This is a genomic window from bacterium (genome assembly GCA_035549195.1).
GTDB lineage: Bacteria > Oederibacteriota > Muellerivitia > Muellerivitales > Muellerivitaceae > DASZRK01.
Genome location: DASZRK010000017.1, coordinates 232,078 through 249,444, shown reverse-complemented (window position 1 = coordinate 249,444; position 17,367 = coordinate 232,078). Strand labels below are relative to the sequence as shown.

The following is a 17,367-nucleotide window of genomic DNA, read 5'->3' as shown; positions in this document are numbered from 1 at the left end:
CCGGAGCCTGTCTTGAATAAACCCAACCGTAAGATCCTCCTGGCCCTCTCCCTTTTCCTGATGGGGTTCATGGTCCTGGCCCTGGTCCTGGCCTTTTTCACCGATCTCCCCAAGCTCTTCCACAATATCCAGCAGATCCACGTCGAGCATCTGATCTTCGCCCTCCTTTGTACGGGAGCGGCCTATCTCTCCTTCACCCTTTCCTTCAACGGGCTTTTTCTGATGACCCCTCATCGGGTCCCTTTTCCCCGTTTTTTTTCCATCATGTTCATCTCCTATACCATCAACTTCGTGGTTTCCTCCGGTGGATGGGCCGGGATCGCCTTGCGTTCCTACCTCCTCCGGCACGACAAGGTTCCTTATTCGGTGACCGTGCCGATCTCCTTCGCCCAGAACATGGTCTTCAACCTGGTCTTGGCCTGTTTTTCTTTCGGGGGATTGATCTTCCTCAGGGAGCACCCGGAATTCGTGGGAGGGGGCAAAGAGGCCATCGTCCTGGGATTCATGGTCTTCCTGGTGGCCCTAGTGGCCGTAATGCTGCTGCTTTTCATCCACGGAGCCTTCCGCAAATGGGTCTTGCGGTCCATGATCAAGGCGGGCAGTTGGGGGGGGAGGGTCGTCCTCCGAAAGAACACGAGCCGTGAGCGACTGGTGGAGATCCGGAACGACTTGGAAAGGACCATCCAATTCCTGCACCGGGGATGGCTCCAGCTTTTCGTGGTCTTTTTCTGGTGCGCCATGGATTGGACCTTTACCGCCTTGACCCTTTATTTCTGTTTCCGTTCGGTCGGGGTGGTCCTGCCCTTGGGGCAGACCATGTTAGGATTTACGGTGATGTTCCTGACCTCCACCATCAATCCGGTGCCCGCAGGACTAGGGATCAGCGAAGCGGCCCTGGCCGGGGTCTTTAGTCTTCTGGGGGTCGAATTGGAAAAGACCCTGGTGGCGGCCCTGCTCTTTCGGTTCATCTTCTTCTTATTGCCCATGGCGGTTTCCTTGGGCCTTTATCTGGATACCCTCCGGACCTTCCTCAAAAGCGAAGAACAGATCGAGAAGGCCGTCCGGGAAGAGTGATCCGGACGCCCATCCAGGCTCCTGAGCCGGTGTTCAAAGGCTTTTCCGACCCCTTTTATCCTCCCTTGCGTCTATACCTTGAGGGCCAGCCCCAATAAAATCGGCCTATTTATTGGGTAATTTGGATTAACCAAATAATTCAATTGACTTGATATGAACTGGCTCATACTATCTTTATAAGATTAGAAAGATATATAGATAATTGATTAGCAATTATCTAATCGTGTCTTGAAGGAGACGATCATGGAAAAGCTACCTTTCGCGACCGAAGAAAAATCGGTCGGAACCTACTTAAAGGAGATCGCCCGGGTCTCCCTGCTCACCCCGGAAGAAGAGAAGGCCTTGGGCCGAAAGGTCCAAAAGGGCGATGAAGCGGCTTTGAACCATCTGGTGGAGGCGAACCTGCGGTTCGTGGTCTCGGTCGCCAAGGGCTACCGCAATCGCGGCCTGTCCTTCCTGGACCTCATCAACGAAGGGAACCTGGGCCTCATCAAGGCCGCCAAGACCTTCGACCCCGAAAGGGGAGTGCGGTTCGTTTCCTACGCGGTTTGGTGGATCCGCCAGTCGATCCTGGCGGCCATCCTGGACAAGGCCGACATGGTCCGCATTCCGCAGAGCCAGACCAAGAAGATCCGCAAGATCACCAAGAGAATGGAAGCCATGCGGACGAAGGCCGGAGGTGATGTCTCGGACATGGAGGTCATGAAGAAGGCCGACATCGACCGGGAAACCTTGAACGAGGTCCAGCAGTTCGGCCATGGCTACCTGAGCCTGGACACCACCCGGGTGGGGGACAGCGAAACACCCATCGGGGAATTCTTGAGCGACCCGAAGGACGTGGAGCGCTTCGAGAAGGAGTTGATGGACAAGGCCCTGACCGACCGTCTGAAGGAGGCCCTGGGCACGCTCGACCAAAGGGACGGCAAGATCCTCACCTGGCGCTACGGCCTCGACGGGGCCGGCATCCAGACCTTGGACGAGATCGGCAAGCGCCTGAAGATCTCCAAGGAACGCGTCCGCCAGATCGAGGAGCGCGCGATGAAGAAGATCCGCGGGTCCAAGGAAGCGGAACTGCTCCGGGAGTTCGTCGCTTAAGGCAAGTCAAAGCCCGCCCCAAAAGGCGGGCTTCTTTTTTGGGGGCACCATGGAAGTTCCACCGGACCATCCGGCCTATACCATCAGCGTTGTGGCCCATTTGTTGGGGCTGCACGAGCAGACCATCCGCCAGTATGAGCGCTGGGGCTTGGTGTCGCCTTGCCGTACCATCCGGAAGACCCGCCTCTATTCCCACCGCGACATCGAACGGCTCGAATGCATCAATTACCTCGTCAAAACCTGCGGCGTGAACCTCTCGGGGGTCAAGATCGTGATCACCCTTTCGGCCCATCACCCCGAGATCGGCGAGATGCTCCGCCAAAAACGCTTCAACCTGGAAGATCCGGGCAACCCCTTACGGGGTCTTTGACCCGGTATCCGACCGCTGAAAAAATATCCGAATCCGATCGAGGAGGGATCCTATGCTTTCCATGAACCGTTTCGGCAGCTCCCCTTGGGCCTGGCCCTTGCGCATCCTGATGGCGGCCCTGTTCTTCACCGGAGGCCTGGTCACCGGCTTGAAGGCGGCGACCCTGCGGCTTCCCGTGGCCGGCGGCACGGTCCCCCTGGCGGCCAATAGTCCCGCTTTGGCGCTCCAGAACGCCTTCACCGATGTGGCCGCCAAGGTGGGGCCGGCCGTGGTCAACATCAGCGTCGAATGGACCGAGAACGTCCAGGGATTCGACATGAACGATCTTTTCGGCCAGTTCTGGGGGAATCCCTACGGCATGCAACACCCCCATCCCCTTTATAAGCGTAAACAACGTTCCTTAGGGTCGGGCGTGATCATCACCCCGGATGGTTACATCCTCACCAATGCCCACGTGGTCGATAAGGCGGAGAAGGTCACGGTGACCTTCGAGGACGGCACGACCTATCCCGGGAAGATCATCGGAAAGGACCAGCGGACCGACATCGCGGTGATCAAGGTCAGCGACGGGAACAAGACCTTCCCCTACGCGGTGCTGGGGAATTCGGACGACATCAAGGTGGGTCAATGGGCCATCGCCATCGGGAACCCATTCGCGCTCGACCATACGGTGACCACGGGCGTGATCTCGGCCAAGGGCCGCAATGTCCCCAGTCCCGAGTCCGCTCAATCCCTTCAGAACTACATCCAGACCGATGCTTCCATCAATCCCGGCAATTCGGGAGGACCTCTGTGCAACATCCAGGGAGAGGTCATCGGCATCAATAACATGATCTATTCCCAGTCGGGGGGGTCGGTGGGGATCGGGTTCGCCATTCCCGCCAACATCGCCCGCAAGACGGCCGAGGACCTGATGAACGGAGGTAAGGTCGTCCGGGCGGGCTTGGGCGCCATCGTCCAGGGCCTCTCGTCCGAAATGGCCAAGAGCTTCGGCCTGGCCAATACCGAAGGGGCCTTGTTGGCCGGCATCAACTCGGGGAGCGCCGCTGAAAAGGCCGGGCTCAAGGCCGGCGACATCGTGCTTTCGGTGGACGGGGACAGGGTGCAAAGCTCCAATGACCTGGTCTCCAAGCTCTACACCCACAAGCCAGGGGACAAGGTCCAGTTGGGCATCTTCCGCAATGGCCAACGCTCAACGGTCCCGGTCATCCTCCAAAAGCTCGACGAGAACGCCTTAAAATCCAAAAGCGAAGAAGGCGGGAGCGAAGGGAATGGCCACAACAACATGGGGAGCGACCGTAATCTCGGGTTCGGTTTCCAGGATCCGAACGACGAGATCCGTTCCCAATTGCCCAGCGGCGCGCCCAAGGGACCGGTGGTGACGGAAGTGACCCCCGGAAGCGCGGCGGCCCAAGCGGGCCTTCGCCCCGGGGACGTCATCCTGAAGGTGGGGAACACCGCCATCGCCTCGGCCAATCAGTTGGGCGTCGTTCTGGGCAAGAGCGACCTGAAGAACGGGGTCCGGATCTACCTCTGGCGGGACGGCACCAACCTGTTCACGTTCCTGCAGACCGGGGACGAATAACGGCGATTTTCAGTCATCCATTCTTGATCTTGAATGAAAGCCCCGGGGTTCCGGGGCTTTTTCATTTCCAGGCATGTTGTAAGAACAAGATGGCCCAGATCACCGCATTGCAAGCATGTCCCGTCCAGCAGACCCTACATTCCAAGCGGTCCCGCATGAGGATCCAGGCCAGGATGAGGGTCATGAGAAAGGCGGAACTGGCGCCGGAAAAGAGCAAGATCCAAGGCCAGTGGAGCAGGATGCCGGCCGCGAGTGCGGGATAGTAAAAGACCGCCAAAAGGGAATTCGGCACGCCTAAAAGCGCCGCGTTCTTGGTTCGGAAGAGGACCTGGCAGCCACCGGCTTCCAACCGGCAGATGGTGGGGCCGGTCAGCCACGGGGGAAGGGTCCGGTAACGCCCGTAAAGGGCGGCGATGGCTCCCAAGAAGCCGGTCCCCATGGCCAGCCAGAGCATCCGATCGAGTATTCCGTTCATCGCGCGCCTCCCATGAGCGGCCAAATGATGCCCCGCAGGAAAGGTCCATGAAAAAGGATGGGAAGGGGGGCGATCAACCAGAAGAAGGTCCATATCCTTCCCCAGATCCCGCGGACCACCAAGCCTTGTTCCGCCCCAAGTTTTTCACCTCCCACCAAAATTCCCTGGAGCAGGAAATACAGAAGGGGCAGGCCGAATCCGCCCCGCACAGGGACGCTGATGGCCACCTCATGAAAGAGACCCGACAAGGCAAAGGCGAGAAAGAGCGCCAACCCGGGCCCCAGCTTCCCCTTCAAGGGCCGGTAGACCGCCAAGGCGATCATTTCCCGGTAAGCCAGGTTCCAATATTTTCCCCAGAAATCCGTCAAGTTCTCTACCGTCAAAGGGTTCCGGAACAGGGGTTCACAATTGAATCCCCGGGCCTTCCAAAAGGCGGCCCCCAAGGTGAAAAGGCCGTAATGGACCAGAAGGCTGGAACCGATGAAGAAAAAGACGGTCACCAGGAATAGGGACCCGGTCGAGCGCCAAAGAGGGCCCGCGGCCAGCATCAAAAGGGCGCCGACGAGGGCGCAGCCCAAGCCTTGGAGGGCCATCCTCTTCCAGGGTTTACCCGCGATGGGATGGTCCGAGAAGAGGACGGGCCGCATCCCGGCCCAAAAAAGAGTGAAGATGGACCAGCGGGCCAAGGTCAGGGCTTTTTCCCCAGCGGCCCGGGCGCTCACCCCCACCACCGCCTTCATGCCCAGGAACAGGGCGGCGATGAGGGCAAGCATTCGAAAGCCCGCCGGTTCCTTAAGCGCAAGGAGATGGGCGGCCAAGGTGGCCGAAGCCATGCCGGCCCAGGCGAATATTTTGGCCCAAAGGGCCGGCTCCTCTTTCTGCAGGGCGTAACCACCGGCCAGTTCCGCCAATAGAAGAAGGGTCAGCCAAACCGGCGAGCCAAGATCATGGGGAAGAAAAGCCGCCATGGTCAGCCTCCCGTCAACGCAATGTGTCCATAGACCCCGGTCAGGTAAACAAAGAGGCCAACGAGCGACCATTCCGCCACCATCCAAAAAGTCCCCGGGGGACGGACCGACTGGTCATAGTAGAAGAATTGGATCATGAGCCTGGCTCCCCAATAGAGGGTGATGAATCCGGCGACGGCTCTGGCGAGTGGACTCCCGTCCAACAGCCATTCCGGATGGAAAAGGGAAAGGAGGCCGAAGGAAAGGTTGGTGGCCCAGATATAGATCGCGTAGGTCTGGAAGATCTGGCGGGTCAAAGGGCGCATCTTCTTCATATCAATGGACCATTTCAGGACATGGGGGATCGCGATACTAGCGAGCGCCAGTCCCAAGTTGCCCAACCCGGCAAGGATGAGAAGGGTCCTCATGGCGCCACCTCCTGGGTGTTCTTCCGCGCATCCGGCCCCCAGCGCAGGATGAACTGGACCAGGGGAAGGAGGGGATGGCCTTCCACCTTTTTCATGAAGAAGATCTCATGTTCCCGTTCGGTGCGGGTCATGACGTGGAGTTCCTGGGCCATGTCCTTGAGCCCCAACCGGGCGGCGTGGTGGGCCGCTACTTCGTATTGGTCCACGTTGCCGAACTCGAGCCGGCCCGCGAAATACATGGGGAAGAACCACCCCGAGACGGGGCAGAGGGTCCCCAGGGTCTTGCCGATGGTCCCGATCAGGAGTTCATAAGGAGGGCGGGGAGCCGCCCCTAGTTCGGCCAGCATCCGCCGAACCTGGGCCCGGTGCTTCCATTCATCCTGCTCGATCCGTCGGATCCCTTCCACCTCGTCGGGGGCGGTCACGGTCTTCCAATGGCCTCGGTAGGCCGAAGCGGCCCCCAGTTCCCCCGCGTGGGCCCATTGGAGGATCCGGACCAGTTCCTGGCGGTGCTTGGCTTGTTCCATGGCGGGCCTCCTTTTTTGAACACGTTCAAATTATCACTTGACCCGGTGTGGGTGTCAAGGTATATTTTGAACGCGTTCGAATTTAAAGGAGGAAGTCATGAACACTCTTGTAGAGACTTATTTGGCCTATCTCTTCATCAGCATCACATTGACGGTCTGGGTGGCGAGGGTCCTATTCAAACATGGAGGGCGTTTCCTGGTCGATGCGATGAGCGGGGATGTGGCTCTAGCCGATTCGTGGAACCACCTGTTGGTGGTGGGTTTTTACCTCATCAACTTTGGATATGTCGCTTTCAACCTGAAAGTCGAGAAACCGGTGGAGACGATCCAGCAAGCGATCGAGGTCTTGGCGGCCCAGATCGGATTGGTGTTGATGATGTTGGGGATCATGCATTTCTTCAATTTATATGTCTTCAATAAGGTCCGTCGCAAAAAGGATCTGAACCCCGAGTTGAACCGGAAGCAACAAAAAGCGGTCCTTCAGGAGGCGGCCGAATGAGGACACCCAAAGACCCGAACGAAAAGAACCAAAAGGCGGACAAGACCCGCCAAAGGATATTGGACGTGGCCTTGGGACTTTTCCTCAAGCACGGCTACGAGAAGGCCACCATGCGGGAGATCGCCAACGCGGCGGGGCTGGCGCCCGGCGCGGCCTACTACCATTTCGACTCCAAGGAGCATCTCATCCAGGCCTACTACGAAAGGTCCTATGAGGAGCACCTGATCATCGTGGACAAGGTTCTGGAGAAAGAGAAGGACCTCAAAAAACGCTTGGCGGGGGCAGTGAAAGCCCACATGCAGATCGCCGAGTCCTATCACGGCATCTCCAAGGCTCTTTTCGCCACGGCGGTGGATCCGGACCACCCTCTCTCCCCCTTCAGTCCCGAATCCAAAGAGGTCCGGGACAAGAACATCGCGGTCTTCAAGCGGGTCCTGGAAGGGACCAGCACCCCCATCCCGGAGAAGTTGAAGGTCCGTCTTCCCGAGATCCTTTGGATGTTCAAGATGGGTATGATCCTTTATTGGGTCTATGACAAGTCGCCCCGGCAACGGAAGACCTTCCAACTCATCGACCAAAGCTCCATCCTCATCGCCAGGCTCATCCAATTGTCCAACCTGCCGATCCTCAAGGGCTTCTCCGAGCAATTTGTTCGGATGTTCTACAAGTACAAATTCTATTGAGGAGGGGGACATGGGAAACATCGTCATCGCGGGAGGGAATGGATTTATCGGCCGGGCCTTGGTGAAGCGGTCGTTGGAAGAAGGGGACCGGGTGACCATCCTGACCCGTGGCCGGGAGTCGAAGGAAGGGATGGTCCGGGAACTGCACTGGGATGGCCAGACCTTGGGCGATTGGGCCCAAGCCCTGGAGGGCGCGGATATGCTCATCAATCTCGCGGGAAAAAGCGTGGATTGCCGTTACAACGCGAAGAACAAGAGGGCCATCCTGGATTCCCGAGTGGAACCGACCCGTGTTTTGGGTGAGGCGGTCCAAAGGGCGGAACGACCTCCCAAGCTTTGGATCAATGCCAGTACTGCCACTATCTACCGGCACGCGGAAGACCGCCCCATGGACGAGGAAACAGGAGAGATCGGGGAAGGATTTTCCGTCGACGTGGCGACCTCCTGGGAAAAAGCATTCTTCGAGCAGTCCTATCCAGGCGGCCGCCGGGTCGCCCTTCGTTCGGCCATCGTTCTGGGGAAAGAGGGAGGTGTTTTCAAACCCTTTTGGACCCTGGTAAGGATGGGCCTGGGAGGGGTCCAGGGAAATGGGCGCCAGATCTTCAGCTGGGTCCATGAGGATGACCTATTCAGGATCATCCGATTCATCCAAGCCGGGACCCTTGAGGGTGTCGTGAACGTTTCTTCGCCGGGGCCCATTTCGAACCGGGAATTGATGGCGACTTTTCGGAAGGCCCTTCACATGCCCTTTGGCCTGCCCTTGCCAGGCTGGTTGATCGCCGTCGGAGCCTGGATCGCTCGCACCGAGCCGGAACTCCTCTTGAAAAGCCGATGGGTCGTTCCGACCAAGTTACTGAAGGCGGGTTATCGGTTCCAGCATTCTACGTTGGGGGAGGCCCTGACAAGCTTGGCTTGATGGGGTTATTCTAATCCCATGCTCCGGAAGATCAGCCTTACCGCCATGACCTTCACCTATTTCTTCGCGGGGTTGTCCCATTTCACCCGGTTCGATTATTTCCGTTCCCTGGTCCCGGCCTTCATGCCGCATCCCTGGGTGGTCGTCAACTTGGCCGGGGCGGTCCTGCTCGTGATCAGCTTTTTACTGCCCTTCAAGAGCACCACGAAGCTGGGTTGTTACCTGGCCTTGTTGATGATCGGCATAAGCCTGCCCATCGATGCCTTCGTGCTGGTCGAAAGGGGAGCGGGGATCCCCCTCCCTTCCTGGACCCTGGCCGCCCGTATCCCATTCCATTGGGCGCTCCTGATCTGGGCCTGGTTCCATCTCAAAGTGCCAAAACCCATCCGGGAAAAAATCCGGTTCAGGGACGTTGATAGTGGGCCCGGAAACGCCGGACCGGCGGGTTCTCTTTATCCATGAAGTCCTCGGAGGATTGGATCGAGAGCCCCTGCCGTGCAAAGTTGGAAAGGTCGTCCTGGGTCAAGGGCCAAGGCGGCCCATCCGGGAATTCGTTGGCTTCCTTCCCCCGCGCTACCACCAAAAGATCCCCCTTGGGGGCCAGCAGGCCGGCGATCCTTTGGATGGCCTGCTCCCGCAAGGGGGACTGCATGGACTGCAAGGTGTAACCTTCGAAGATGAATCCGAAATATCGTTCCCAACCCTGCGGCGCATGGAACAGGTCCATGACCTCGTATTTCACTTGGCTCAAGGGAAAGCGCCGCTTCGCCCAGTGAATGGCGGTCGGCGAAATGTCGAAGGCGGTCACGGACAATCCCCGCCGCGAAAGTTCCTCCGCATCGTCCCCCAACCCGCAGCCAACGACCAGGGCCCGCTTGCCGTCCGGAAAGGGATGGCGGTCCAACCATTCGGTCAGCCATGGGTTCGGACCCAGGTTCGCCCAGGGCACCATCAATTCATCCCCGTTGGCGGCCGCATAGACCGATTCGAACCAACCCAAAGGGTCGGATTTTTTCATGTGTTCTTCAGCCTTCATTTGAACGAGAATACGGGTGACTTCCATCGGTGAGCCTCCTCGCCTTGACGTTCCTTGATTCAAAGCAAAGGAAATGCCACGAATTCCTTGGTTTTCAGGGCCCTGTAAAGTGTGGAACGACTTATTTGGTGGGAACGGGGGACCGGGAGACAATTTTGTCGCTCCTCCGGCAAGCCTGGGCCAACATCACGTAACATTCGGGGAAAATCATCCGTGAACATCCTGCACGTCCTGAGCGGCGACCTGGTGACGGGATCGGAAACCTCCACCGCCGCCCTCATCCGCCGCCAAACCGCCCAAGGGCACCGGGTCTTCATCGCCGCCGGGTCCTTCCAGCAAAAAGTGGACGCCCGATTCATTCCGGTACCCATCTACCGCCGCTCGCTTTTTTCCCGGTTGATGAACATCGTGGCCCTCCGAGGGATCGTCCGGCGTGAGAGGATCGACCTGATCCACGCCCATTCCCGCGCGGCCAGCTGGGTGGCCCATTGGGCTTGCCGCCTCACCCATACCGCCTATCTTTCGACCTTGCATGGACGTCAGCATCTTCATTTCAGCAGCCGGCGGTCCAGGATCTACGGTCCCCGGGCCATCGCCGTTTGCGAGGACATCCGCGATCAAATGATGACCCAAACCCGGGCTTTCGAGGAAGGGAAGCTCGAGGTCATCCGTAACGGCATCGAAATTCCCCGATCCCGTTCTTGAGGATGGAGCCCATGCCGAAACCCACCGTCCTGATCGTCGGCCGCCTTTCGGGGCCCAAGAACCGGGTCATCCTGGACTATCTTCGCGCGGTCGCGCCGACGGTTGCCCGGAAGTTCCCCCAAGTGGGTTTCATCGTGGTGGGTGGGCCGGTCGGGGAAGAGCACCGGGCCCTTTCCCAACAATATCCTTTCGTCCGATTCGAAGGATTCCAGAAGGAACTCGCCCCCTATTACCACCGGGCCGACGTGGTGGTCGGAGCGGGCCGGGTGGCCTTGGAGGCCATGGCCCTTTCCAAACCGGTCATCGCCGTGGGTGAGAAACTCTATGTGGGCCCCCTTGCGCCCAAGAATGTCGAAACCGCCAAACGAAGCAACTTCGGGGATTGCGCCGAGAAAGAGCACCTCGATTGGGCCCAAGCCACCCGGGATCTGCTGTCCTTGCTTTCCAACCGCACCCTTCGGGTCCAGGTGGCCAAGACGGGAAGGGGACTCCTGACCTCCGACTATGCCATGGACCGGATCTTTCCCCGGACCGAGGACCTCTACCGACGGGTGATCCTGGAGGAGAACCTACGGCGTTTCCATGAATTGCCGGTGCTCATGTACCACCGGGTCACGGACCAGGCCCCGACAGGGTCGAAATACAACATCTATGTCACCCGGGCGAACCTTGAAAAACACCTGCAGTTCCTCATGGTGCGGGGTTTCCAGACCATGACCTTCGAGGACCTTTGCGCCCGCCGGGTGCCGGAGAAGCCGGTCATCCTGACCTTCGATGACGGTTACCGGGACAATTACGAGAACCTCCTGCCCCTCTTGCGGAAATACAGGATGAAAGCCGTCGTCTATCTTCTGGGGAACCGGAAACACCGGACCAATTACTGGGATGTCCCCAAGGGCGAGATCGAGGCGCCCTTGATGGGCGATGCCGAGGTCCGGGCCATGGCACGGAGCGGCCTCGTGGAATTCGGATCCCATGCCATGGACCACGTGCGGCTCACGGACCTTCCCCCGGCCCAGGCACGAAAACAGATCGTCCGGTCACGCGAGGTCCTGGAGGCCCTGGTGGGGAAACCCATCCTGTCCTTGGCCTACCCCTACGGCGTCTATGATGAGAGGGTCAAGACCATGACCCGGGAATCCGGTTATACCTTCGGCGTCTCGGTGGGCGGGCGTTTTACCCACTTCGGAGAGGACCTTTTCGAGATCCGGCGGGTCCATATGTTCCCCCATTCCTCCGTCCTCGACCTTTGGAAGAAGACCACGGGGTTCTATCACCGTTACCGCAAGCTCATGGGGAAATTCGATGTCGCCTAAACCCTTCGACCGGCCCAAGGGGGCTTCCTTATCCGTTGTCATCATCACCTTGAACGAAGAGAAGAACATCGGGCGTTGCCTGAAGAGCCTGCGGTTCAAGGCGAAGCCGGAGATCCTGGTGGTGGACGCGGAAAGCCGGGACCGGACGGTGGCGACCGCGCGCCGATTGGGCGCCAAGGTCCTCACCCGCAAATGGAAAGGTTATGCCGACCAAAAGAATTGGGCTTTTGGAAAGGTCCATGGGGACTGGATCCTGTCGCTGGACGCGGACGAGGCACTGACACCGGACCTGGTCCGGGAGATCGAGCGGGTCATGGCCGGTGCTCCGAAGGGTTTGGACGGGTTCTTCATCAAACGCCGGGCCTTCTTTATGGGGAAATGGATCCGCCATTGCGGCTGGTGGCCGGACGCCCAACTGAGGTTGATCCGTCGGGGCAAGGGCCGGTTTTCCAACCGCCCGGTCCACGAGGGGCTGGAGGTGAAGGGGGAAACCCGGTCCTTGGGATCGCCGATGGACCATTACACCTACGATTCCATCGCCCAATATCTCGAGAAGATGGAGCGCTATTCGGACCTTTTTGTCCGAAGCGCCCCGGCCAAGAAGAGGAATTTCTGGCTGGCTTACCTCTTGTTCCAACCCAGCTGGGTCTTCCTGCGCATGTACCTTTTCAAGTTGGGTTTCTTGGACGGTTGGCGGGGTCTGCAGGTCTGTTGGCTCTCCTCTTACCATGAATACGTGAAATACGCTAAGCTGGGCCTGAGGAGGGCCCGCTGAACATGGATGATTTCAAGGAAATATCGGTGGATGAGGCCCGCAAGAAGCTGGAATCCGGGCTGGCGGTCTTCGTGGACGTGCGGGACCCGGCTTCCTATGAGGCGGCCCACGTGCCCGGAGCGCTGCTGCTCAACGACGCCAATGTCCAGAAGTTCGTGGACCAGACGGACAAAAAAAAGCCGGTGGTGGTCTATTGTTACCACGGCCATACCAGCCAGGGCGCGGCGGCCTACCTGCTGGACCAGGGGTTCGAGGAGGTCTACAGCGTCATCGGCGGCTTCGAGCGCTGGAAACAGACCGAGAAGTTCGAAAGCTAAGGAACGGCACCATGGGCGTTTGGGACAAGGAATACCGGCATTGGCTCATGAAGGCGGAGCCCGATGTTTACCCCGTCGAGCAATGGAAGAAGGAAAAGGTCACCTTCTGGGACGGGGTGCGCAACTACACCGCCCGCAACTTCATGCGGGACAAGATGAAGAAGGGCGACGGGATGCTCTTCTATTATTCCGGCGCCAAACCCAGCGGCATCATGGGGGTGGGGGAGATCGTCCGCACCGGCTATCCGGACCACACGGCCTTCGATCCCAAGGACGTCCATTTCGACCCCAAGAGCGACCCGAAGAAGCCCACCTGGTACATGGTGGACGTGAAATTCGTGAAGGCCTGCAAGAGGATCCTGCCGTTGGACTTCCTCAAGAAGGTCCCGGGCCTGAAGAACATGGCCTTGTTCAAATATTCCCGCCTCTCGGTCCAACCCGTGACCGAGGCGGAATGGAAGATCATCCAAAAGCTCATCGATTCCCAGGAATGAGGAGAATCCCTTGAAGACCCATCCCCTGGCTTGGGGGGCGTGGCTGATATCGTTCTGGTCGGCCCTTTCCCTTTGGGCCGACCCTTCATCCTTCCTCCAACCCCAACAGGACATCCCCCTGACCGGTGGGACCTCCCGATTCGACTACCAGGCCTTCGACCCGGATACGGGGAGCCTCTTCATCGCCCACATGGGCGCCGGACAGATCGTGGTCTTCAACACCCGCACGAACCGGGTGGAAGCCACTTTGGCGGGCTACCCGGGGGTCACCGGCCTCCTTTATGTACCGGAGCTTCACCGGGTCTATGCCAGCGTCACCCGGTCCCATCAGGTCGTGGTCCTGGATACGGAACACTTGAGGGAGATCGCCCGTGTTCCGGCGGGGAACTTTCCCGACGGAATGGCCTATGTGCCCGACACCCATGAGATCTATGTCTCCGATGAGATCGGGGGGGAAGAGACGATCATCAACGTCGTGAAGAACGTCCGGGTCGCCTCCATCCCCTTGGGCGGCGAGGTCGGCAATACCCGATTCGATCCCATCAACCATTGGGTCTGGACAGCGGTCGAGGCCAAGAACGAGCTGGCCGCCATCGATCCGAAGACCCGACAGGTGGTGAAAGTGGTCCCCCTCCACGGCGGGGACCATCCCCACGGGCTCTATCTGGACGGGCGCTCCCATCTGCTTTGGGCGGCGTGCGACAAGGATGACAAGCTGGTGACCCTGGACCTGGATCATTTCGAGGAAGGGCCGGCCTATGACCTGGCCCACGATCCCGATATCTTGGACATGGACCCGGACCTTCACCTGCTCTATGTCGCGTCCGAGAGCGGGATGGTTTCCCTCTTCCGGGAAAAGGACCGGAAACTATCCAAGCTCGGGGACATTCCGATCGGCCAAGGGGCCCACTCGGTCCAGGTGGACCCAGGGACCCATTCGGTCTATTTCCCGGTACCCAAAATGGGCAAGGGGCCCGTGCTTCGGATCCTGCGGCCCGCCTCGATCCAGTACCCTTAAGACCTTTTTCTCGGTAACGCGGATATCTGGCGGTCGTGGACCTTGGGCAGGAGCCAAAGGGCCATCAGGGCCCCGAACCAGGCGGTCGCCATGTCCTCCTGGGTGTCCCAAGGGTCACCCTGGGTCCCGAGGAAAGCATCCGCCGCGGAACCGGTGCCCACCGCTACCCGCCATTCCAAAAGCTCATAGGCCGCGCTCAAGGCCAGACAGAAGCACATCACTAAAAAGAAAAGCCATTTTCCCTTTTTTAAGGGGGAAGTCCGGATGATGACCTCCCGGGCCACGATGGCCGGGCCGAACCCTTGCCAAAAATGCCCGACCCGGTCGTAATCATTGCGGGCCAAGTGGAAGGTGTCCCGGATCCAATCGAAGAGGGGAACCTCGGCGTAGGTGTAATGGCCGCCCACGAAAAGGATCACGCAGTGGACGGCGATGACCGAGTAGGCCAGGATCGTCAGTGGGAAACGACGGTAGGTGGCGGCCAGGACGGCCAGACCGATGAAGGCGGGGAAGGTCTCCAGGGACCAGGTGAAGAGGTCATGGGGATGGACGACCGACCAGAGGGCGACGATCAGCACTCCGGTCAAAAGAAGAAGGTGGGAGGTCGGTATCCTTGGGTGCCGGTCCATAAGGTCCTTTATACCATTTCCTTGATGGGAAGTTTCAGCGCAGGAAAAAAAGCACCAGGCCCAAGATCAAAAGGATCCAAACGGTCCATTTCATCCAACGGTTCGGTTTTTGCAGGACGGTTCGGGACGGTTGCTCCTCTTCCGGCTCTTCCCAAGGCTCCGGGGCCTTCCAGCCGCAATGGGGGCAGGGCGCCCAGTCGTATTCCACCTCTTTCCCGCATTGAAGGCAGACCGTATCGCTCATGCCGATAGTTTAGAAAGATCCACGGTTTTGAAAAGCGGGGAACAGGTCCAAGTTTGTGGTGTCCCCGGAACGGCTTTTTTTCGCCGTCAATTCGAGGATCTTTTCCGGTGTCAGGACGTTCGGGAAACACCTGGGGGGATCGGCAAAACCGTCCCATTCCTTTTCGAGGGCCCATCTTTTCCATTCGGGACCGACCCACCGCAAGCGGAACTTTCCTTTCAATCTCGATCCGAACATCTCGACCGCCACGTGGCCGCAGGAAACCTGGAATTGGACGCTTTTCTCTCCCAAGGCCCGGTAAAACCCGCGATCCCAAAGGACCGTAGGCCCGGCGCCCGGACGTCCCGGCGGGATCACCCATTCCTTGAACAGATGCTCCAGGTTGTGGTCCGCCACCTTTATGGCTATCAGGGGCCGGTCGGGATCCAGATTGGGGGGAAGGTGGAGAGCGAAGGACAACAGACTTTTCCCGGAAAATTGGAGACGAAGGTCCCAATGAAGGGAACGGGCGTGGTGTTCCTTCACGGCGAAGTGGTGGAGATCGAAAGCGGACATCCTGGACATACCGATCCTCCCGGGATCCGGAAATAGGTGGACGAAGGAATGGAGGTGGTATACACTTGTATTCTTTTTAAGATCCCTGTCAAGAAGCGCAAGCGGCCTCCCAAGAAAAACACGGGACGGCACAATCGGTAGGGAAGGTCGTTCATGGGTGGCCACAAGGGATGGAGCGGAAAGCCGGGACCAAGGGACCACCCCGAACGTCCGGCAGGAGGGGATCATGGGCAAATGGAGAATTCGATTCATCGATTTCGATCCGGAGGTGGAAGCGGCCCTCCGGGATTTCATCGGAAAAAACCCGGTCTATAAGAGGATATTGGACGCCCGGCTCAACGATCTTTTGAATTTTCCCGAGCTTATTTGGGCAACGGCGGTCTTCGACCAAGCCGATTCGAACGAAGGGGAATTCGTCACCAAACACCAGCAAATGGAGTTGGCGGGCAAGGTTTACCGAAGATCAAGAACGGTCTATATCACCCATTTTTCCTTCCATCGATGACAGGGGCCGCTGGCCTTCGTTGACAAGGCACTGGTAATACTTTAGTATTACTTCATCGGTGCTTCCGGAGGGATCCATGGGCCCCCAAATCCCCATTTCCTATAAGCCGTCCATCGAACGGGACCGGCTTTTCCATCTCATCCTCAAGAAACTCCATTACAAGGCGGTGAACCGTTTTATCGATGAGGCCGTCAAGGAAAAGCTCAATCGCGAGCTTGTCGCGACCACCGATCCGGAAATGACCCGGCTGATCAACCGTTTGACGGAGGTCCTGTACGAACATCGGGGGTGGAAATTCATGAAGCCTTCCAAAGAAGCGACCCGGAAGATCAACGAAAAGGCGAAGCGCTACGAAAAAGGGAAAATAAAGGCCACGCGTTGGAAAGGGTCTTTTGACCGGACGTTCAAGGACAAAGACCCCCAATAGTGCCCCCAGATCCCGATCGGGAACGAGGACCCCGCAGGAGAGGATCCCTGCGGGGTTTTTTGTTCTTAGGCCGGTCGTAGGCGGGCTTTAAAGGTCAGAACCCGCTCACATAAGGGAGTTTCTTGGCGACCTCGGCGGTCTTGCCCGCATTGGCCAGAAGAAGTCCCGTCGAGTCCCAGGTGCCGTTGACCAAAGCATTGCGCTTGGACTCGTGGATTTCGAACTTCAGGTGTTCCTTCCCGTCGCTCAAAAGGACCTTCTTGTCCAGGTCCAGCGTGAACTTCGTGTCCGGCTTGGATTTGACCAGGGCCTGGAGCTTTTCCATCTCCTGGCGGGCCACGGTGACGGTCGGTATCCCCAACATGGTGCAGTTGCCCGCGAAGATCTCGGCGAAGGATTCCCCGATGATGGCCCGGATGCCCCAGCGCATCAGGGACTGAGGGGCATGTTCCCGGGAGGACCCGCAGCCGAAGTTCTGGTTCACGAAGAGAAGGTGGGCCCCCTGGAACTGGGGCAGGTCGAAAGGATGGCCCTTCGGTTTCCCCTCAGCGTCGAAACGCTCGTCGTAAAAGGGGTATTTGCCCATGTTGGTGAAGGTGATCTCCTTCAAGTAGCGGGCCGGGATGATGCGGTCGGTGTCGATATCGTTGCCCTCGACGGGTACGGCCTTGCCTTCGATCTGGTTGATCTTGCTCACGAAAAACCTCCTAGCCGCGAATTAGCGCTCATCTACGCGGATTTTAAAAT

25 protein-coding genes are annotated in these 17,367 nt (G+C 58.7%); 16 read left to right on the top strand and 9 right to left on the bottom strand.

What is annotated here, in order from left to right; translation table 11 throughout:
* Window positions 1–12 precede the first annotated feature (12 nt).
* From VHE12_04465 to VHE12_04450, 4 genes are all read left to right on the top strand, one after another.
* Window positions 13–1,074: a lysylphosphatidylglycerol synthase transmembrane domain-containing protein gene (locus VHE12_04465; GenBank protein HVZ80038.1), complete on the top strand. Its 1,062-nt coding sequence runs from the start codon at window positions 13–15 to the stop codon at window positions 1,072–1,074.
* A 243-nt stretch (window positions 1,075–1,317) separates the two neighbouring features.
* Window positions 1,318–2,169 (top strand): RNA polymerase sigma factor RpoD/SigA, encoded by an 852-nt coding sequence (locus tag VHE12_04460; protein HVZ80037.1) that lies wholly within the window; start codon window positions 1,318–1,320, stop codon window positions 2,167–2,169.
* Between the two features lie 49 nt (window positions 2,170–2,218).
* Window positions 2,219–2,539: a MerR family transcriptional regulator gene (locus tag VHE12_04455; GenBank protein HVZ80036.1), complete on the top strand. Its 321-nt coding sequence runs from the start codon at window positions 2,219–2,221 to the stop codon at window positions 2,537–2,539.
* Window positions 2,540–2,591: 52 nt separating this feature from the next.
* Complete coding sequence (locus VHE12_04450) at window positions 2,592–4,124, top strand: DegQ family serine endoprotease (protein ID HVZ80035.1); 1,533 nt, start codon at window positions 2,592–2,594, stop codon at window positions 4,122–4,124.
* Between the two features lie 61 nt (window positions 4,125–4,185).
* Here the strand turns inward: VHE12_04450 and VHE12_04445 are convergent, their stop codons facing one another.
* The 4 genes from VHE12_04445 to VHE12_04430 are packed head-to-tail and all read right to left on the bottom strand — an operon-like array spanning window position 4,186 to window position 6,501.
* Window positions 4,186–4,599, bottom strand: coding sequence for a vitamin K epoxide reductase family protein (locus VHE12_04445; GenBank protein ID HVZ80034.1), 414 nt, complete (start codon window positions 4,597–4,599; stop codon window positions 4,186–4,188).
* Window positions 4,596–5,567, bottom strand: a complete 972-nt coding sequence (locus VHE12_04440) for a membrane bound O-acyl transferase family-domain-containing protein (GenBank protein ID HVZ80033.1) — start codon at window positions 5,565–5,567, stop codon at window positions 4,596–4,598. Before VHE12_04440 ends, VHE12_04445 begins: the two co-directional genes overlap by 4 nt.
* A 2-nt stretch (window positions 5,568–5,569) precedes the next feature.
* Window positions 5,570–5,974, bottom strand: coding sequence for a hypothetical protein (locus tag VHE12_04435; protein ID HVZ80032.1), 405 nt, complete (start codon window positions 5,972–5,974; stop codon window positions 5,570–5,572).
* A complete protein-coding gene (locus VHE12_04430) occupies window positions 5,971–6,501 on the bottom strand; it encodes a ferritin-like domain-containing protein (GenBank protein ID HVZ80031.1) in 531 nt (176 codons plus the stop codon). The genes VHE12_04435 and VHE12_04430 overlap by 4 nt, the downstream gene beginning before the upstream one ends.
* A 97-nt stretch (window positions 6,502–6,598) precedes the next feature.
* On the opposite strand from VHE12_04430, the gene VHE12_04425 reads away from it, so the two are divergent.
* Genes VHE12_04425 through VHE12_04410 form a run of 4 tightly spaced genes read left to right on the top strand, consistent with a single transcriptional unit; the run spans window position 6,599 to window position 9,061 of the window.
* Window positions 6,599–7,000 (top strand): hypothetical protein, encoded by a 402-nt coding sequence (locus VHE12_04425; GenBank protein HVZ80030.1) that lies wholly within the window; start codon window positions 6,599–6,601, stop codon window positions 6,998–7,000.
* On the top strand, window positions 6,997–7,683 hold the full coding sequence (locus VHE12_04420) for a TetR family transcriptional regulator (protein ID HVZ80029.1): 687 nt from the start codon (window positions 6,997–6,999) through the stop codon (window positions 7,681–7,683). The genes VHE12_04425 and VHE12_04420 overlap by 4 nt, the downstream gene beginning before the upstream one ends.
* 10 nt (window positions 7,684–7,693) lie before the next feature.
* Window positions 7,694–8,599: a TIGR01777 family oxidoreductase gene (locus VHE12_04415; protein ID HVZ80028.1), complete on the top strand. Its 906-nt coding sequence runs from the start codon at window positions 7,694–7,696 to the stop codon at window positions 8,597–8,599.
* Between the two features lie 18 nt (window positions 8,600–8,617).
* Window positions 8,618–9,061: a hypothetical protein gene (locus tag VHE12_04410; protein ID HVZ80027.1), complete on the top strand. Its 444-nt coding sequence runs from the start codon at window positions 8,618–8,620 to the stop codon at window positions 9,059–9,061.
* Here the strand turns inward: VHE12_04410 and VHE12_04405 are convergent.
* Window positions 9,003–9,617: a class I SAM-dependent methyltransferase gene (locus VHE12_04405; GenBank protein ID HVZ80026.1), complete on the bottom strand. Its 615-nt coding sequence runs from the start codon at window positions 9,615–9,617 to the stop codon at window positions 9,003–9,005. The genes VHE12_04410 and VHE12_04405 overlap by 59 nt on opposite strands.
* A 231-nt stretch (window positions 9,618–9,848) precedes the next feature.
* Between VHE12_04405 and VHE12_04400 the strand changes: the two genes are divergently transcribed.
* The 6 genes from VHE12_04400 to VHE12_04375 are packed head-to-tail and all read left to right on the top strand — an operon-like array spanning window position 9,849 to window position 14,260.
* Window positions 9,849–10,340: a glycosyltransferase gene (locus VHE12_04400; GenBank protein ID HVZ80025.1), complete on the top strand. Its 492-nt coding sequence runs from the start codon at window positions 9,849–9,851 to the stop codon at window positions 10,338–10,340.
* Between the two features lie 11 nt (window positions 10,341–10,351).
* The gene (locus VHE12_04395; protein ID HVZ80024.1) at window positions 10,352–11,656 is read left to right on the top strand and encodes a polysaccharide deacetylase family protein; all 1,305 of its coding nucleotides are present in this window, start codon (window positions 10,352–10,354) and stop codon (window positions 11,654–11,656) included.
* Complete coding sequence (locus tag VHE12_04390) at window positions 11,646–12,431, top strand: glycosyltransferase family 2 protein (protein ID HVZ80023.1); 786 nt, start codon at window positions 11,646–11,648, stop codon at window positions 12,429–12,431. Before VHE12_04395 ends, VHE12_04390 begins: the two co-directional genes overlap by 11 nt.
* A 2-nt stretch (window positions 12,432–12,433) precedes the next feature.
* Window positions 12,434–12,748 (top strand): thiosulfate sulfurtransferase GlpE, encoded by a 315-nt coding sequence (gene glpE, locus VHE12_04385; GenBank protein ID HVZ80022.1) that lies wholly within the window; start codon window positions 12,434–12,436, stop codon window positions 12,746–12,748.
* 11 nt (window positions 12,749–12,759) lie between these two features.
* Window positions 12,760–13,242 (top strand): EVE domain-containing protein, encoded by a 483-nt coding sequence (locus VHE12_04380; protein HVZ80021.1) that lies wholly within the window; start codon window positions 12,760–12,762, stop codon window positions 13,240–13,242.
* Window positions 13,243–13,252: 10 nt separating this feature from the next.
* Window positions 13,253–14,260, top strand: a complete 1,008-nt coding sequence (locus tag VHE12_04375; GenBank protein ID HVZ80020.1) for a YncE family protein — start codon at window positions 13,253–13,255, stop codon at window positions 14,258–14,260.
* Here the strand turns inward: VHE12_04375 and VHE12_04370 are convergent.
* Genes VHE12_04370 through VHE12_04360 form a run of 3 tightly spaced genes read right to left on the bottom strand, consistent with a single transcriptional unit; the run spans window position 14,257 to window position 15,697 of the window.
* Entirely contained in the window at window positions 14,257–14,889 is a 633-nt protein-coding gene (locus tag VHE12_04370; protein ID HVZ80019.1) for a DUF2238 domain-containing protein, read from the bottom strand. The genes VHE12_04375 and VHE12_04370 overlap by 4 nt on opposite strands.
* Before the next feature lie 34 nt (window positions 14,890–14,923).
* A complete protein-coding gene (locus tag VHE12_04365; protein HVZ80018.1) occupies window positions 14,924–15,133 on the bottom strand; it encodes a hypothetical protein in 210 nt (69 codons plus the stop codon).
* A gap of 9 nt (window positions 15,134–15,142) precedes the next feature.
* Complete coding sequence (locus tag VHE12_04360) at window positions 15,143–15,697, bottom strand: DNA polymerase ligase N-terminal domain-containing protein (GenBank protein HVZ80017.1); 555 nt, start codon at window positions 15,695–15,697, stop codon at window positions 15,143–15,145.
* Window positions 15,698–15,845: 148 nt separating this feature from the next.
* On the opposite strand from VHE12_04360, the gene VHE12_04355 reads away from it, so the two are divergent.
* Window positions 15,846–16,193, top strand: coding sequence for a hypothetical protein (locus VHE12_04355; GenBank protein HVZ80016.1), 348 nt, complete (start codon window positions 15,846–15,848; stop codon window positions 16,191–16,193).
* Window positions 16,194–16,269: 76 nt separating this feature from the next.
* Window positions 16,270–16,620, top strand: coding sequence for a hypothetical protein (locus VHE12_04350; protein ID HVZ80015.1), 351 nt, complete (start codon window positions 16,270–16,272; stop codon window positions 16,618–16,620).
* Window positions 16,621–16,714: 94 nt separating this feature from the next.
* Here VHE12_04350 and leuD read toward each other — a convergent pair whose 3' ends face one another.
* Complete coding sequence (gene leuD / locus VHE12_04345) at window positions 16,715–17,317, bottom strand: 3-isopropylmalate dehydratase small subunit (GenBank protein ID HVZ80014.1); 603 nt, start codon at window positions 17,315–17,317, stop codon at window positions 16,715–16,717.
* Window positions 17,318–17,367: the final 50 nt, after the last annotated feature.

Coding starts and splice junctions, on each gene's coding strand:
- VHE12_04460 (HVZ80037.1), top strand. CDS start 1,318: ATGGAAAAGCTACCTTTCGCGACCGAAGAAAAATCGGTCGGAACCTAC.
- VHE12_04430 (HVZ80031.1), bottom strand. CDS start 6,501: ATGGAACAAGCCAAGCACCGCCAGGAACTGGTCCGGATCCTCCAATGG.
- VHE12_04365 (HVZ80018.1), bottom strand. CDS start 15,133: ATGAGCGATACGGTCTGCCTTCAATGCGGGAAAGAGGTGGAATACGAC.
- VHE12_04450 (HVZ80035.1), top strand. CDS start 2,592: ATGCTTTCCATGAACCGTTTCGGCAGCTCCCCTTGGGCCTGGCCCTTG.
- VHE12_04370 (HVZ80019.1), bottom strand. CDS start 14,889: ATGGACCGGCACCCAAGGATACCGACCTCCCACCTTCTTCTTTTGACC.
- VHE12_04425 (HVZ80030.1), top strand. CDS start 6,599: ATGAACACTCTTGTAGAGACTTATTTGGCCTATCTCTTCATCAGCATC.
- VHE12_04445 (HVZ80034.1), bottom strand. CDS start 4,599: ATGAACGGAATACTCGATCGGATGCTCTGGCTGGCCATGGGGACCGGC.
- VHE12_04405 (HVZ80026.1), bottom strand. CDS start 9,617: ATGAAAAAATCCGACCCTTTGGGTTGGTTCGAATCGGTCTATGCGGCC.
- VHE12_04350 (HVZ80015.1), top strand. CDS start 16,270: ATGGGCCCCCAAATCCCCATTTCCTATAAGCCGTCCATCGAACGGGAC.
- VHE12_04455 (HVZ80036.1), top strand. CDS start 2,219: ATGGAAGTTCCACCGGACCATCCGGCCTATACCATCAGCGTTGTGGCC.
- VHE12_04415 (HVZ80028.1), top strand. CDS start 7,694: ATGGGAAACATCGTCATCGCGGGAGGGAATGGATTTATCGGCCGGGCC.
- VHE12_04360 (HVZ80017.1), bottom strand. CDS start 15,697: ATGTCCAGGATGTCCGCTTTCGATCTCCACCACTTCGCCGTGAAGGAA.
- VHE12_04410 (HVZ80027.1), top strand. CDS start 8,618: ATGCTCCGGAAGATCAGCCTTACCGCCATGACCTTCACCTATTTCTTC.
- VHE12_04380 (HVZ80021.1), top strand. CDS start 12,760: ATGGGCGTTTGGGACAAGGAATACCGGCATTGGCTCATGAAGGCGGAG.
- VHE12_04420 (HVZ80029.1), top strand. CDS start 6,997: ATGAGGACACCCAAAGACCCGAACGAAAAGAACCAAAAGGCGGACAAG.
- VHE12_04435 (HVZ80032.1), bottom strand. CDS start 5,974: ATGAGGACCCTTCTCATCCTTGCCGGGTTGGGCAACTTGGGACTGGCG.
- glpE (HVZ80022.1), top strand. CDS start 12,434: ATGGATGATTTCAAGGAAATATCGGTGGATGAGGCCCGCAAGAAGCTG.
- VHE12_04395 (HVZ80024.1), top strand. CDS start 10,352: ATGCCGAAACCCACCGTCCTGATCGTCGGCCGCCTTTCGGGGCCCAAG.
- VHE12_04440 (HVZ80033.1), bottom strand. CDS start 5,567: ATGGCGGCTTTTCTTCCCCATGATCTTGGCTCGCCGGTTTGGCTGACC.
- VHE12_04390 (HVZ80023.1), top strand. CDS start 11,646: ATGTCGCCTAAACCCTTCGACCGGCCCAAGGGGGCTTCCTTATCCGTT.